This window comes from Levilactobacillus spicheri DSM 15429, from assembly GCF_001435095.1.
Lineage (GTDB): Bacteria > Bacillota > Bacilli > Lactobacillales > Lactobacillaceae > Levilactobacillus > Levilactobacillus spicheri.
Map to the genome: position 1 here is coordinate 24,105 of NZ_AZFC01000003.1, position 14,731 is coordinate 38,835.

Consider the following 14,731-nt stretch of genomic DNA (forward strand, 5'->3'; position numbering starts at 1 on the left):
ATTACATGTTTATTTACATCACTTATGATACAGATGGTTTCATCACGGCGTACCAAAATACTGAAGCAGACGGGTACACGAAGGTGTTCATTCTCGATTCATGGATTACCCAGTTTGCTCAGCATTCCGACAAATTCCGGTACGACACTGATAAAAAGGTTGTACTCAATCCGGGTAATCTACCAGAATTATCCCTCGATGAGTTGAATACCAAGTATTCCGATGTGTTGGAAACTAGCAAGCAAGCAGTACAGTCAGCCACTACCTTAGCACAGCAACAGGCGGTATCAGCTGGTAACATTAACCAGTTACAACAGTCAATTACAGAAATTGCACTCAGTCAATCAGCAAAGGGGACGAAATAATATGGTACAAATTTTTACATGGGCATATCAAGACTGGAAGACAATTACCAAGGAAACGTTAGCAACAGTCGTGGGATTACCAGATGGGATTACCGCTGAAGATTACAAGGCGATCACCGGAGATGATTATGTAGCACCGACAACTCAAGCACCAACAACTCAATCACCGACAACTCAAACACCAACAACTCAAGCAACGACCACAAGCACCACTAACTAGCAGTTACTCAGCCAGTTAGTCAGTGCTTTTAATTTACCCAAAATTGGAGGAATATTATGTTCAAAGAAATTACAGATGTGTTCAATTGGCTTAATAATGCAGGGGTATTCGCCTTCTTAATGGTGTTAATTCCCGCCGTGTACAAGTTATTGAAGCCACTTCTAACTCGTAAGGTTCAGACGGAAAAGAACACTCATGTTAAGCAAGGCTTAGAAGTGGGATTAAACTTGGCGAATACCATTGTACCTGAAATGGCAGTCATGGCTGGCTTATCTAAGTCTGACCGTAAGCAGGAAGCAATCCGCTTCGTAAACGCTCAATTAACAGCCAATGGTTTCAACTTAGATGTTCAAACTATCTCAGGGCTGGTTGAGAAGGCTTATCAAGCGTACAAGGTAGCCGGTGGAGATAATCATGCCCCAATCTCTGTACCAGCACCAACGGAGGTCATTACCCCATCAGAAGGGACTGATAGCAATGACTAAAAAGATTGTTGACCTGTCATCATACCAATCTGATTCTCTGGCCTACATGAAGCAACTCAAAGGTTGGGGTGCTGATGGGATTATGGTAAAGCTAACAGAAGGCACTGGTTATCTCAGTCCCAAGGCTGGTAACCAGATTGCCAATGGCTTCAAAGTATTCGATACCGTTGGGGTTTACCATTTCTTCCATGGCCGGGGAACAGCTGAAGCTCAGTACTTTCTATCATGGGTGAAGAAGATGGGATTAGATAAGTCCACGGTACTTGCAATTGATGTTGAAGCACCAGGCTTACCCTATTACACGACCAGCCAAGTTAACGTATTTCTTCGGTACCTGATTAGTCACGGGTACAAGAATGTGATTACGTATGGATCAGGTTCTTGGTTCAATTCTGGCCGAATTAATCGGTCCCAACTGGTAGATAAAGCAATCTGGGTGGCCGCTTACGGTGTCAGTCAACCGGGGGTAGCTAATGCCAACGCTTGGCAATATACCGACAGCTGGCACGGGGTAGATTGCAGTTATGATTTCGATGGTAAGCTGTCTGGTAAGGTTACCAAGGTAACACCTAAAAAAGCCTCATACTGGGCTGATAACGGCCTGTACGAAGTGATTACCAGTGAGGTTAACGTGTATGGCAAGCCAGCCCTAGACAAGGCTGATAAGCGCCGTATTCACTTCTCCAAGGGCAGTACCATTTATGGTAAGGCCGTCAAGTACGGTAAGGTGTACCGGATTAAGACTGACGTTGGTTACATCTCAGCTAACAAGGACTATGTAAAGTTGGTCAGAAAGTCGGGTGGGAAGTAATGACCTTTGATCGTTGGATCGAATTAATCACCTTGGCTTTGGCTGTAGTCGCGGGTATCTATGCGGCTTTGATGGTTGTTATGAAGCCCTTCACGGATCGGCTGCAAGACATTGCTCAAAGCATGAAGGATAGCAGCCAGCGGATTGAGCGGCTGTTTGATTCGCAAAATACGCTGCGTGAAGATTTCATCACTAGCAGAAGCGAGCATAAAGTTATCAACGAACGCCTAGACAATGTTGAAGACGATGTACGTGAACTGAAAAGTAAATAGTGATAAACTAAGTTTTATCCAGGTACTATTTGTAAACTGAAAAGGCCACTCATCTCTTAGGAGGTGGGTGACCTTTTTTATTTTGCACGTTTTTTGCACACTTGGGTTGTAATCATTGATACATAGGCATGCTAAAATCCTGTACTCTCCTTAAATTAACATCTCATATCTATGTGGAACGCCGTCAAACGTTGATTTGGCGGCGTTTTTGCTTGCGCTAAAACGGTGGAGTTGCGTTGGTAAAACGAAAGAAAACAAGTTGCGGTGGAGGAATGGGTAGACGCTTAGTTGCCGGCTGGTTTCGGTAAAGATTTAGTTTTAGAAGTGTACAGCTTTCGTAAAGCCAAATAATTGTTCTCCAAAATAGATTATACTAGCCCTGGATTCGGGGAATAATCGTTTTTTATGGAGGATGCAGGATGAATATTAAAAGAGTTATTTTGACCTTAACAACGTCAGCACTTGGAATTGTTTTAATGTTACCAGTAACTGCTGATGCATCGAGTTGGCATAAGGGAACACCTAAAGCTATTCGTGGAGTATGGTTTCTTCAGGAGAAGGATAGATGGACAAGCTTTGAGGTGACGAAGAAGGATTTTGGAGTTGGTCACATGGGGATGCCTGCGGTGACTGTATGGCACCCATTTTATAAGAAAACAAAATCTGCTTATATTTTGAAAGGATATGCAAAGGCTAATGGCTTGTGGCTTGGTGCTAACATCAAATATAAGGTGGTTAAAAGAGGGCGTCACATTCATATCAAGAGCATAAAGAAAACCATCTATGACAATATCACCCTATATAAGACGAAATTTTAACCTGGATGATTTACAAAAAGAAACGCTACTTAGTTGTTATTGTGAAGCTACCATGGCTATAGTAGTTGGAAACTGTAGCAAAAAATGGCGGCTAAATTTAGCAATAGCCAGATAGCGTTATTGGATTTCAGGCTAGATTGGAACAGCTGTTTTTGATGATACTTGGTTTTTAATAAACTAACACTACACACAATATAAAAAAATTGAATTTAATATTGTTGTAGGGCACTCAGCAATCTGTTGAGTGCTATTTTCTATATGGCGGTAATGTTTAAAATAAAAAATCATTAAAAGGATGAACCGGACGCAGAGAATGAGTAAAATGGATGGTAAATTGATGATTTTGTGGAACGGATAGATGGTTTAACGCCATCAGTTAGCAATAATTAACAAAAATAGTGAAACAGAACTAAGGAGGCCCCCATCAATGAATCTAAAAGATCTTTATTCCCCCGCGTTCCTACACCGCTTAGGCCAGAGCTTTCAGGAACAGCTTCCGAGTTTTGACGGCGACCGGTTTGAGGCGGCGTGCCAAACCCCGGATTGGGAAGGGTTAAAGCTTATGGAGCGGCGGGACCGGATCGTGACGTGCTTGCATGACCAGCTGCCGGCGGACTTTGCCGCGGCAGCTCCGCTGATTCGGGCGGTCGGACCGCAGTTTACGGGCTTGGCCGCCGTTTGTTTGCCGCATTACGTGGCCACCTACGGCCTGAACGAGTGGGCGCTTTCGATGGACCTGCTTGCCGAGCTGACCCGGTTCTCATCGGCCGAATTTGCCATTCGCCCGTTTTTGGTGCGGGAGCCCGCCGCGACCAGCCAGCAGATGTGGCGTTGGACCCAGAGTCCGGATGCGGACGTGCGCCGGCTGGCCAGTGAGGGGATGCGTCCCCGCCTGCCGTGGGGCATCCGGTTGACCCAGTTCATTGACGACCCCTTACCGGTTTTAGCGGTGTTGAAGCAGCTGATCACCGATGAAAGTCCCTACGTTCAAAAGTCGGTCGCCAACAATCTGAACGATATCAGCAAGGATCACCCGGAATTGGTGGTGACCTTCGCACAACGGTACTGGAACCAAACTTCGCAGACCAATTGGATGCTGACCCGGGGTCTCCGGACACTGTTCAAGCAGGGAAATCCGGCGGTCTTGGCGTTGCAGGGGTATGCCCTGACGGCTAAGGAGCAGGTCCGGTCGATCCAATTTACCCCGGCCCACCAGCTGGCGCAGATCGGGCAGACCACGCGCTTGCGCTACCAATTCCGGTCAACGGCGGCGACCGAGTTGCCACTATATCTGGGATATCGGGTTCACTACGTGCGGCAACGCGGGGCCACGACCACCAAGGACTTTTTCCTCAAGCGCGTCACGTTAGCCGCGGGGGCGGAATTGACGGGCGAGGTCACGATTCCGTGGCGGCAGTTGACCACCCGGCACCTGTATGCTGGGGAGCACGTTATCGAGTTATTGGTCAACACCCAACCGATCGCCGCTAGCCGGGTCATCCTGACGGAGGCGTAAGTGCCGGCCCTGATTCATGGCACCCGTGGCGGCAGCCATTCGAAAATCACTTCAAATTTGCGAGGCGGGTCTTGACTGTCACGCTACGGGACAGTTTAGGATAGACTTTGAGCGTTTATCCCATACAATACAAGGAGACTTAATCATGAAATCAGTTGTCATTCATCAAGCCGGCGGTCCCGAGGTCCTACAAATCGAGGAACGGCCCATTCCCGTTGCGACGGCGACTCAGACCGTCATGCACATTCGCGCCTTTGCCGTGCACCGCTACGAGGTGTTGACCCGTGAGGGCGGCTCACCGTCCGTGAAGTTTCCCCGGGTCATTGGTATCGAAGCCGTGGGGGAGGTCGCCGAGCCCGCCACCAATAGTTCCCTCAAAAAGGGACAACGGGTCGTGACCATCAACGGCGGCTTCGGTCGCGAATTTGACGGCAGTGAGCAGGAGTATGCGCTGGTCCCCGATGACCAGTTACACGCGGTCGAGTTTGACGGGTCGTGGGCGCAGATGGCGGCTTATCCGGAGACCTTTTATACGGCCTTCGGGTCCATTAAGTACACCAATCTTAAACCTGGGCAATCTTTGTTGGTCCGGGGCGGAACGACCGGTGTCGGCATGGCCGCGATTTTACTGGCCAAGGTCTTGGGACTGACAGTCACGGCGACGTCCCGGCGGCCGGAACGGTTGGCGGAACTCACGGCGTTGGGCGCCGACGAGGCGGTTCTGGATGATCAAGGAACTTTGGCGACGACGGTGCAGTATGACGGGATCGTGGACATGGTTGGTGCGCCAGCCCTGGAAGACACGCTCGGTCACCTGAAGGCGGGCGGCACCTATACCTTGGTCGGCCTCTTGGCGGGCAAGTGGTTGTGGAACCAGTTCGATCCCTTTGAGAACCTTTATGGGCGCCGTTACGCGACCATTTTCGATGGCACGGTCTACGATAGTTGGATGCAGGAGATGTTCCAGCTGATCAACCAGCACCACTTAGAAATTCCGATTGCCAAGGTCTTTCCCCTCGATGAGATTCAAGCGGCGCAGACCTACGTCATGCAGCACGACCGGCCCATGGGTCAGGTCATCGTGACGACGGATTGAAACGGCTCAAGGGTGATTCGTTATGCAGCGCACCCCGCGGTCGATTGACGACCATATCAGCACACAGTAACGGGCCTCGGACGGATTGTCTCGGGTCCGTTTTTTGAAAAAGGGGATGCCAGCCCACTGTTAACCGGGAGAATTCTGGTAAGCTTAGAGAAACGACGAACGCAATGGGGAGGCAAAAAATGTTAAAGATTAGTGAAATGGCGCGGTTAGCCGACACCACGCGGCGCACCTTGATTTTTTATGATGAGGCCGGTGTCTTCAGTCCGGCCGAGAAAAATGCCGCGGGATACCGGTACTACGACTATGGGCAGCTCTATGACCTCTTATTCATTCTGGGTCTCCGGAAGTTGGGACTGTCAATCAGTCAAATCAAAGCGGTTCAGGGACAGGCGACTCCGGAACTAGGGCCTCAGTTAGTGACGATTCAGAATCGCCTCGACCAACAGATCGCTGAACTCAGCCGGATTCGCAGCATTATCGATCAAAAGGTGCAGCAACAAGCGCCGACACCGTTGCCCCACTACGTCCCACGCCTGGTGCAGCGGCCCCGGCAAGTCTTTTGGTGCTCCACCGCAGCTGCCTCCTGTACCGAAGAGGAGGTGGCGGAGCTGTTCGCCGCCTTCTACCAGCAGTTGGGCGACCTGGCGCTGATGAAGACCGGCCAGTCGGGCTTCATCACGGACCTGCCGGAAGCGGCGCCGATGGGCTATGAGCAGGCCGGGTTTCGGATCATCAAGGAGGCGACCGCCGCGATTCCTGACCGGGCCCTGCCACGAATCGAAAAGTCGGCCGGGCAGTTCGTCGTGGTCCGCGTCGAGAACACCACGCCGGGAATCTGCCGGGGGCTGGCGGCCATTCAGCGCCTCTGCCGGGACCGGCAGCTGACCGTCACCGCCGATCTGTGGCAACTCAATCTGGGGGATGCGGCCCTGACCGCTCACGGGGGCTCCCCCGATGGACAACTGGAGTACCGGGTGAAGCCCCAAGCCCGGTAAGGTCCGCCGACGTTGGTGAAACGGGATGAAAGCACGCACCAGTGGCTAAGAAAAACTTGTTATTTAAATAGTAACAATAACCGTCCGAAAATGACGGTGACATTCCCAGGTCACCACAAGTGAAGGAAAAATGGCCGAAAACTTGACAGCTGGCGGGGAACAGCCGGGTCAATCCTGGTAGCGTCACCATCCTTGATGCACGGCGCGTTTTGTGAAGAATATTTTTTGGCTAAAGGGTCAAAATCTCCCGGTGCGCGTGGTACACTAACGGAAGGTTCCATTTAGCAAGTTGTTTGATCAAATACATAATGAGGATGTGGATTCACGTGAACGGATTTATTGGTGAGTTTTTTGGGACATTGATTCTAATCGTGCTGGGGGCCGGGACCGGGGCCAGTCTTAACCTGAAGAAGACTTATGGGACTGGGTCGAACTGGACGTTTGTGAGCATCGCCTGGGGGCTTGCCGTGACGATGGGCGTCTACGTGGCCGGGGCCTTGGGGTCCGATGGCCACCTGAACCCGGCGGTCACCGTGGGCTTCGCGGCGTTTGGCTTCTTCCCGTGGGACCAGGTCGTCCCGTACCTGCTGGGACAATTCCTGGGAGCCTTCGTGGGGGCGGCCATCGTGATCGTGCAGTTCTACCCACACTTTCTGGCCACTAAACCGGCGGAGGGCAACACGGTGGGCATCTTCGCGACCCGGCCAGCCATCAACAATCCGGTCTTTAATTTCTTATCGGAAACCATCGCCACCTGGGCGTTCGTCTTCATTCTGCTAAACCTCGGGAACTTTACCCAGGGGCTCAAGCCCTTCATCGTCGGAACGCTGATCACCGTCGTGGGGATGGGCCTGGGGACCACGACCGGCTTCGCGTTGAACCCGGCCCGGGACTGGGGCCCGCGGCTGGCCTATACCCTGTTGCCGGTGCCTAATCGCGGCCAGGCCGAATGGTCGTACGCGTGGGTACCGATGTGTGGGCCGCTAGTTGGCGGCCTCTTAGCGGCGGGATTACAAGCCATTTTGCAATAGAAAAAGAATTGCCGTCACCAGATCAAGGGTGGCGGCAACGAAAAAGAGTCTCGGACGTTGACCCATGTCCGAGACTCTTTTGTAATTAGTTTTGATTGTAGGCCAGGACCGTGGCGGCGAACCCGGGCGCCGTTGAACTGGTTTGAAGCTTGAGCGTGGTGACACTGCCGTTTTCCGGATAGTGCTCGGCCGGGTGGAATTGGGCCCCGAAGCGCATCGCCAGGGTGCGAATAAAGGTGCCGTGGGTGACCACGAGCAGCCGGTCGCCGTCGGTGCTTTGTTCGAGCAGGTACGTCAGCGCCTGATCGATACGGTGGTAGAAGGTCTGACCGTCCTCGGCGAGGTGCCGGGGGTCGACCTGGTGCATGGTATCCCGGGCCGTCGTGAAGGAGTGTTGACGGATGATGTCGTCCTGGTCGGTGCAGCCGATGGTTTGGGCGACCTGATGCCAGGATGTCTGGTCATCGGCGCCCTCGAAGGACCCGAAGAAGACCTCCCGCAATAACGGCGACGTGGTCGGGGCGACCTGGGGGCCGTGGTTGGCGGCGATGATGTGCTGGGCGGTGTCCACGGCCCGTTTGAGGTCAGAGGCGTAATAGTGGTCGTAGCGCACGTCTTGGAGCCGCTGACCGGTCGTATCGGCCATCTGGATGCCGGTAGGGGTCAGGGGGGCGTCTGACCACCCCTGCAGCCGATACAGAATGTTGAACAACGTTTGTCCGTGACGAATAAAGTCAATTGTGACGGTCTTCATGAATGAATCCTCCTAAGGTCCCCGTGGTGGGGCAGATTGGGGTTGACGAGTCAACCGGCGTTAAGATTATTATACGCGCTTCAATTTCTTTTTTGAACGGCGTAACCGTGAAAACCCCGATGGATTAAGGGTTTCTTGGCAGTTAGTTTCCAGGATTCACAAGTTATGAAACTTTTTTTCGTGTTTTTTCTTGAAATCTGTAAATACTTTTCATATAATGGGTTCTGTTAGATAGAGAGCACATTTGACCATAGAAGGGAATTTGACAACAATGAAAATTGGATTAGTTGGATTAGGTAAGATGGGGTTAAACTTAGCCCAAAACATGATGGATCACGGCAGTGAAGTTGTGGGCTTTGACTTGAACAAGGATTTTGTCGACCAAGCCGCAGGTTTTGGCGCTGAAGCCGCTACCTCACTTGACGATCTGCTAAGCAAGTTACCATCACCAAAGGTTGTTTGGTTAATGTTACCTGCTGGTAAGCCAACGGAATCAACGATCGCAACGTTAACGAAGGAACTCGACAAGGGTGACTACATCGTTGACGGTGGGAACTCCTTCTGGAAGAACTCCGTTGAAGACGCTGAAAAGGCCGAAGCCGTTGGCATCAACTTCTTCGACTGTGGGACTTCTGGTGGTCAAGCCGGTGCCCGTCACGATGGAAACTTCATGATCGGTGGGACGAGTGCTGAAGCCTTCGATGCTGTTTTGAAGCCCGTCTTCGAAGGCATCGCCCAAACGAATGGTTACCTCTACACCGGTGCCGCTGGTTCTGGCCACTACTTGAAGATGGTCCACAACGGTGTTGAATACGGGATGATGGAAGCCATCGGTGAAGGTTTCGACGTCTTGGCTCACAGCCAATTCGATTACGACAACGAAGCCGTTGCTCGTCTGTGGAACAATGGTTCCGTGGTTCGTTCATGGTTAATGGAATTATGTGAAGAAGCCTTCGCAAAGGACGCTAACCTGGACGCCATCAAGGGAACGATGCACAGTTCTGGTGAAGGTAAGTGGACCTTACAAGAAGCCCTTGACGAACAAGTGGCAACGCCGGTTATCGGTCTTTCACTGATGATGCGTTACCGTTCGATGGAAACCGACACCTTCACGGGTAAGGTCGTTTCCGCAATGCGTCATGGCTTCGGTGGTCACGCCGTTGACAAGGCTTAATTAAAATTGATTTAATCAATCGTTGTGGTCGTGAGGCTGCAGCGATTTTTTTGTGGGGACGGCTGGCAAATAAGTGTGAGCTGAGCGCCGGTTAGCGATTTGGGGGCACCGGTCGTTTGGCGCTACACAGAAAAATGGTAAAATTAAAAAGGCAATTCTCGATTTTTCCGAGAATTGCCTTTTACTCGTTGAGGGGGGTGAAACACTGGGGATTAAAGGTCCTTCCCCAATAAATAGTCGGTCTGCCGACTTCCGCCGATGGTAAAGGTGTGCTCCCCAATCTGGTGGAAGCCGCTCCGGGCGTAGAAGCCCCGGGCGTTGTCGTTGTGTTCCCAGACGCCCAGCCATATCCGGGATTTGTGGGCGTCACGGGCCAGCTGTTCGGCCAACTCGATGAGAATCCGGCCATAGCCGTGCTTCTGGTAGGCCTTCCGAATGTAGATCCGTTCAACCTCGAAGTTGTCGGCGGGCATGGGTTCGCTTTGAGCGGCACCCGTATTGACCTTCAAGTAGCCGCAAACGGTGCTCCCGACTTGTAGGAAAAAGAAGTGCGAGTCGGAATTGGTCATTTCATGGTGTAGTTTGGCCGGTGCGTACGCCCGGTCGAGATATTTCGCGAGGTCTTCGGGGGTGTTGGCCGCCCCGAAGGTGTCCGCGAAGGTCTCCCGACTAATGGCTTGAAGGGTCGGCAGGTCGGTCAAGGTGCAGGGGTGAATGCTGGGAATATTTTGGTTCATATCGAGTAGCTCCTTTTTTAGTGGGTTGAAATGGTTAATAGTCCCGGTGGGCGCCGTGCTTGACACGGTCCCAGTCGGCGGTCACGTTGAGGCGGGCCTGATGCAGCAGGGTCGTCAACTGATCGACCTGGTCGGGGGTCATGCCGCTGAGGGCGGTTCGGGTCGAGTAGGCCTCCTCGGCGATCGTGCGCTGATAGACCAGGCGCGCCCGTTCCGTCGGGTAGAGGCGGCGAATTTTTTTGTTGGTGGTATCGGGCCGTTTCTCGACAAATTGATGATCGACCAAGCGTTGGACCGCCCGAATCACGGTGGTCCGGTCGACCATGATCAACTTGCTTAACTGTTCTTGGATGATGCCGGGGTGCTCACAGATCCGCGCCAGGTAGAGGTATTGCCCCTTGGTCAGATCGTACTGTTGGAACTCGACGTTGCTGATGGAGTCGAGGGCCCGGGCAATCATGCCGATTTCACGTAAGATGTCAGCCATGGTTAGCCTCCCTTTCCTGAGAATAGAAATAAGCATAGCACAAAACATAGTGCATTTACAGCATAAAATAAAATTTTTGGCTTATTTGCGGTGGAGGGGTGGGCAACAAAAAAGCCGGTTGCCCGGCTCAGCGTGGTACCTATTCAGGATCGCCCATGACCATCCAAAGAATCAGGTACGCCAGGATACCCGGTAGGGGTGTGATGGCGAGGAGGATAAAGATGATGCGGGCCAGGGTGACGTTCCAGTCGAAGTAGTGGGCTAGGCCCCCGACGACTCCGGCGAGGACCCGGTCATTGGCGGAACGGTGGATCTTTTTCATGGGAAAGGACTCCTCTCAAGTAAGCTTAGGATTGAAAATCAACCTTGTTGAAGAAATCGACGTGAATCGTGTCGTCGGTGATCTCCAGCTTGGTGATGCTCCCGTTGATGGTGGCGACGCCTTCGTCCAGTTCGGGCGCGTACCGGTCAACGATGGAGCGAATCGTCATACCGTGGGAGACCACCAGGACCTGGTCACCGTCCTGGGAGTTCGCCCGCAGCTTGTCGAAGCCCCGGTCTAACCGGTGCCAGAACATGTCGTTACTTTCGGCCTCACCGTACAGGTCGGCTTGGTGGATCAGGTCACGGGCCTTCTCCAAGCCGTAAGTGCCCAGTACGGCCGATTCGGAGGTCAATTTGACCTGGGCACCGACGAATTGCCACATCTGGTTCAGGTCGTTGCCTTCGAAGTACCCATGGCACTGTTCCCGAAACTCGGGGTATTGGTAAGAGACAATGTTCATGTTTTCGGGATTTTGCCGCAGGGCGATGTGGGCCGTCTCGATGGCCCGCCCCGAGTCGCTGCTGTAGGCGGCGGTAAACGGGATGTTCTTTAGTTGTTCGCCCGCGCGCTTGGCGTCGGCGCGACCTTTTTCAGTCAGGGGGGAATCAATCCAGCCCTGAACCTTGTTATAGTGGTTTAACATGGTTTGCCCATGCCGAACGAAATATGCGGTAATTTTCTTCATAGCGCTAAACTCCTCTTTCATCGACTTGGTTACGCTTTAAGTATAGCAATCCCGTTGGGAGAACGCGAAGGTTTTGGCCAGATTCTCCCAATTTTTGCAAGCGTTGCCAAGTGTGCTGGATTGAAAAAATGGTAGAGTTAAGGCAGATAGGAGATGGGTAGCATGGATAAGACGGTTTATCAGTATACGGGTGACCAACCGGTCGATCTGACCCAGTGGGCGACCACGACCGATACGCGCATCAAAACGGCGCAACGCAACGCCGACTTAGAGACCTTGCACGACCTGCAACGGCGGTTGTATGCGCAGAAGCAGACGGGGGTCGTGATCATTCTCCAGGGGATGGATACGGCCGGTAAGGATGGCCTGATCCGCCACGTCTTCAGCGGCTTTAACCCGGCCGGGACCAGCGTGGTCAGCTTCAAACAGCCAACGAGTGTCGACCTGCAGCACGACTTTCTCTGGCGCATCAATCGTCAACTGCCAGCTCGTGGGGAGATTCGGATCTTCAACCGCTCGCAGTACGAGGACGTCCTGATCAGTCGGGTCCACCCGGAGATCTTGGTCGGCCAGCACCTGCCCGGTGTCCAGTCAATGGCCGATGTGACGGATAAGTTCTTCGAGCGGCGTTACCACGACCTGCGGCACTTCGAGACGTATCTGCGGCATCAGGGCATCATGACGTATAAGTTTTTCCTCCACATCTCGCAACAGGAACAGACGGCACGACTGGAGCGGCGCTTGGCGTTACCGGAAAAGAACTGGAAGTTCTCGACCAGTGATCTCAAGGAACGGCAGTTTTGGGCCGCTTACCAGACGGCCTACGCCCAGATGCTGGAACACACGGCGACGGCGAAGAATCCGTGGTACATCATTCCGGCGGACGATAAACCGACCGCGCGGCGCCTGGTGACCGCGATCCTGACGCAGGAGCTCAGCCAGCTGGACCCGCAGTACCCACAGGTCACGGCGGACCAACAGGCGCACTTCCAGCAGTTGTTGCAACAATTGCGCAAGGGGCAGATCTAAGGCGACCAAGGTGCAACGCGAGGGGGACTTCAAGGGGCCACTTTGCCCCATATTAACGGTGGCCACCGGTTCCGCTTGCCCAACTGAGGGATAAAATGGTAGGGTTAGGGTTCAAGAATGAAAGATGAAGGAGTGGCACTGATGACGGTGACGGTTGGAATTGATCAAATGGGGTTTTACACCCCACACCTGTATTTAGACATGACGGCCTTGGCGCAGGCACGGGGGGATGACCCGGCGAAGTATCACGTGGGCATCGGCCAGGACAAGCAGGCCGTGATTCCGCCCACCCAAGACGTGGTCACCATGGCGGCGAACGCGGCGGCCCAGATTCTGACGCCAGCCGACCAGAAGACCATCAAAATGGTCCTGTTCGGCACGGAGTCGGGGGTCGACAATTCGAAGGCCACGGCCGTGTATCTGGCGCACCTGCTGGACCTGCCGGCCGATACCCGGGCCATCGAGATCAAGCAGGCGTGCTACGGGGCCACGGCGGGCCTCCAATTCGCGGCCGATTACGTGCGCAGTCACCCCACGGCGAAGGTCCTGGTGATTGGGGCGGACATTGCCCGTTACGGACTGCGGACCGCGGGTGAGGTGACCCAGGGCGGTGGCGCCGTGGCCATGCTGGTGACGGCCAATCCCCGGATCCTGGCGTTAGACCCGGTCAGCAGCTACCACACCGCGGACGTGATGGACTTCTGGCGGCCCCTCGGGCGCTCCGAGGCCCTGGTCGACGGCAAGTATTCGACCAATGTCTACCTCGACTTCTTCCGGACCGTGTGGACCGACTACCAAGCCCAAACGCACCGGACCATCGCCGACTTTGCGGCGTTCGCCTTTCACATTCCGTTTACCAAGATGGGACGCAAGGCGCTGCGGCAGATTCTGCCGGAGGCGACCCCGGACCAGCAAACGGCCCTGACGGCGGCCTTTGAGGCCAGTCAGCTGGACAACCGCAACGTGGGCAACCTGTATACAGGATCGCTCTACCTCAGCCTGCTGTCCCTGTTACGCCACGGCAACTTACAGCCCGGGGACCGCATCGGGTGCTACAGCTATGGCTCCGGCGCGGAGGGCGAATTCTACAGCGGGCGCCTGCAACCGGACTACCGGGCGGGCTTTAACGATGCGGCCGTGACGGCGCTGCTGGCAAAGCGCCGGGCGGTCAGCGTGGCCGAGTACGAGGAGCTCTTCCAGCAGCAGTTGGATCTCACGGGCACGGACGTGCAGCTGCCGGTGGGGACGGACCCAGCGCCGTATTACCTGGCGGGGCGCCAACACCAACAACGGCAGTACCGCCACCGTTCCGAGGCCTAACGGGACTAATTGGGGGTTGAACGGTTGAACCGCTTAGTTTAAACGAGGATAAAACGAAATCCCGAATATTAAAATAAAAATAGTCGCCAAAAGTTAACTTTTTCGCTATAATAGGATTTATTCTACGAGAAAGAAAGAGGAGAGAAACGGTGACCAACATTTATTTAGCAGGACCCTTCTTCGATGACGAACAAATTGAACGGATTTCCCGAGCGGAGCGGGCATTAGCCGCCAACCCGCAAGTTGATCATGTCTTTAGTCCCCGGTTAAACGAGATTCGCGACTTGGTAGAAGGGACGCCCAAGTGGTCCGATGCCACCTTTAAGATGGACACGGATGAGATCGACCGGGCCGACGTCGTGGTGGCGTTAGCCGATTACGTCGACGACCAGGTCGATTCCGGCACGGCGTTTGAGATTGGCTACGCCTTCCACAGTGGCACGCCGGTCGTCTTACTGCACGAAAAGGACAACAAGGTCAACCTGATGCTGTCCGAAAGCCTGCACGCCTACCTGCAACGGGCGGAAGACCTGGCAACCTACGATTTTGAGACGCTGCCAGAAAGTCACTATGACGGTCCCGTCTTTTAGGGAAAAAGACTA

Annotated in this window: 19 protein-coding genes; 14 read left to right on the plus strand and 5 right to left on the minus strand. The window is 53.5% G+C overall.

From position 1 onward, the window contains the following. Window positions 1-5: 5 nt before the first annotated feature. The 10 genes from FD37_RS01590 to FD37_RS01630 all read left to right on the plus strand — a co-directional run bounded on the left by FD37_RS01590 (window position 6) and on the right by FD37_RS01630 (window position 7,618). Entirely contained in the window at window positions 6-365 is a 360-nt protein-coding gene (locus tag FD37_RS01590) for a hypothetical protein (RefSeq protein ID WP_056963005.1), read from the plus strand. A 1-nt stretch (window position 366) separates the two neighbouring features. Next, entirely contained in the window at window positions 367-585 is a 219-nt protein-coding gene (locus FD37_RS12725) for an XkdX family protein (protein ID WP_147007661.1), read from the plus strand. A 56-nt stretch (window positions 586-641) separates the two neighbouring features. Further along, window positions 642-1,070: a hypothetical protein gene (locus tag FD37_RS01595; RefSeq protein WP_056963007.1), complete on the plus strand. Its 429-nt coding sequence runs from the start codon at window positions 642-644 to the stop codon at window positions 1,068-1,070. Then, entirely contained in the window at window positions 1,063-1,881 is an 819-nt protein-coding gene (locus tag FD37_RS01600; protein ID WP_056963009.1) for a GH25 family lysozyme, read from the plus strand. The genes FD37_RS01595 and FD37_RS01600 overlap by 8 nt, the downstream gene beginning before the upstream one ends. Beyond that, the gene (locus tag FD37_RS01605) at window positions 1,881-2,153 is read left to right on the plus strand and encodes a hypothetical protein (protein WP_024526705.1); all 273 of its coding nucleotides are present in this window, start codon (window positions 1,881-1,883) and stop codon (window positions 2,151-2,153) included. Before FD37_RS01600 ends, FD37_RS01605 begins: the two co-directional genes overlap by 1 nt. 419 nt (window positions 2,154-2,572) lie before the next feature. Next, window positions 2,573-2,971 carry a hypothetical protein gene (locus FD37_RS01610; protein WP_056963011.1) on the plus strand — a complete coding sequence of 133 codons (399 nt, stop codon included), beginning with the start codon at window positions 2,573-2,575 and terminating at the stop codon, window positions 2,969-2,971. A gap of 427 nt (window positions 2,972-3,398) precedes the next feature. After that, window positions 3,399-4,487, plus strand: a complete 1,089-nt coding sequence (locus tag FD37_RS01615; RefSeq protein WP_056963013.1) for a DNA alkylation repair protein — start codon at window positions 3,399-3,401, stop codon at window positions 4,485-4,487. Window positions 4,488-4,632: 145 nt separating this feature from the next. Then, window positions 4,633-5,583, plus strand: a complete 951-nt coding sequence (locus tag FD37_RS01620) for a zinc-binding dehydrogenase (RefSeq protein ID WP_056963015.1) — start codon at window positions 4,633-4,635, stop codon at window positions 5,581-5,583. Window positions 5,584-5,771: 188 nt separating this feature from the next. Next, window positions 5,772-6,587, plus strand: coding sequence for a MerR family transcriptional regulator (locus tag FD37_RS01625; protein WP_056963018.1), 816 nt, complete (start codon window positions 5,772-5,774; stop codon window positions 6,585-6,587). Window positions 6,588-6,913: 326 nt separating this feature from the next. Then, a complete protein-coding gene (locus FD37_RS01630; RefSeq protein ID WP_045808035.1) occupies window positions 6,914-7,618 on the plus strand; it encodes an MIP/aquaporin family protein in 705 nt (234 codons plus the stop codon). A gap of 85 nt (window positions 7,619-7,703) precedes the next feature. On the opposite strand, the gene FD37_RS01635 is transcribed toward FD37_RS01630, so the two are convergent. After that, window positions 7,704-8,372 (minus strand): histidine phosphatase family protein, encoded by a 669-nt coding sequence (locus FD37_RS01635; protein ID WP_045807943.1) that lies wholly within the window; start codon window positions 8,370-8,372, stop codon window positions 7,704-7,706. 271 nt (window positions 8,373-8,643) lie between these two features. Between FD37_RS01635 and gnd the strand changes: the two genes are divergently transcribed. Continuing rightward, window positions 8,644-9,546 carry a phosphogluconate dehydrogenase (NAD(+)-dependent, decarboxylating) gene (gene gnd / locus FD37_RS01640; protein WP_045807942.1) on the plus strand — a complete coding sequence of 301 codons (903 nt, stop codon included), beginning with the start codon at window positions 8,644-8,646 and terminating at the stop codon, window positions 9,544-9,546. A 212-nt stretch (window positions 9,547-9,758) separates the two neighbouring features. Here gnd and FD37_RS01645 read toward each other — a convergent pair whose 3' ends face one another. The 4 genes from FD37_RS01645 to FD37_RS01660 all read right to left on the minus strand — a co-directional run bounded on the left by FD37_RS01645 (window position 9,759) and on the right by FD37_RS01660 (window position 11,780). Then, entirely contained in the window at window positions 9,759-10,283 is a 525-nt protein-coding gene (locus FD37_RS01645; RefSeq protein WP_056963020.1) for a GNAT family N-acetyltransferase, read from the minus strand. A gap of 34 nt (window positions 10,284-10,317) precedes the next feature. Then, the gene (locus tag FD37_RS01650; protein ID WP_045807940.1) at window positions 10,318-10,770 is read right to left on the minus strand and encodes a MarR family winged helix-turn-helix transcriptional regulator; all 453 of its coding nucleotides are present in this window, start codon (window positions 10,768-10,770) and stop codon (window positions 10,318-10,320) included. A 139-nt stretch (window positions 10,771-10,909) separates the two neighbouring features. Further along, window positions 10,910-11,092, minus strand: coding sequence for a PspC domain-containing protein (locus FD37_RS01655; RefSeq protein WP_045807939.1), 183 nt, complete (start codon window positions 11,090-11,092; stop codon window positions 10,910-10,912). Between the two features lie 25 nt (window positions 11,093-11,117). Continuing rightward, entirely contained in the window at window positions 11,118-11,780 is a 663-nt protein-coding gene (locus tag FD37_RS01660) for a histidine phosphatase family protein (protein WP_045807938.1), read from the minus strand. 162 nt (window positions 11,781-11,942) lie between these two features. On the opposite strand from FD37_RS01660, the gene FD37_RS01665 reads away from it, so the two are divergent. From FD37_RS01665 to FD37_RS01675, 3 genes are all read left to right on the plus strand, one after another. Further along, on the plus strand, window positions 11,943-12,809 hold the full coding sequence (locus FD37_RS01665) for a PPK2 family polyphosphate kinase (protein ID WP_056963021.1): 867 nt from the start codon (window positions 11,943-11,945) through the stop codon (window positions 12,807-12,809). A gap of 141 nt (window positions 12,810-12,950) precedes the next feature. After that, entirely contained in the window at window positions 12,951-14,129 is a 1,179-nt protein-coding gene (locus FD37_RS01670; protein ID WP_082605089.1) for a hydroxymethylglutaryl-CoA synthase, read from the plus strand. 149 nt (window positions 14,130-14,278) lie between these two features. Continuing rightward, window positions 14,279-14,719 (plus strand): nucleoside 2-deoxyribosyltransferase, encoded by a 441-nt coding sequence (locus FD37_RS01675; protein ID WP_045807936.1) that lies wholly within the window; start codon window positions 14,279-14,281, stop codon window positions 14,717-14,719. Window positions 14,720-14,731 lie beyond the last annotated feature (12 nt).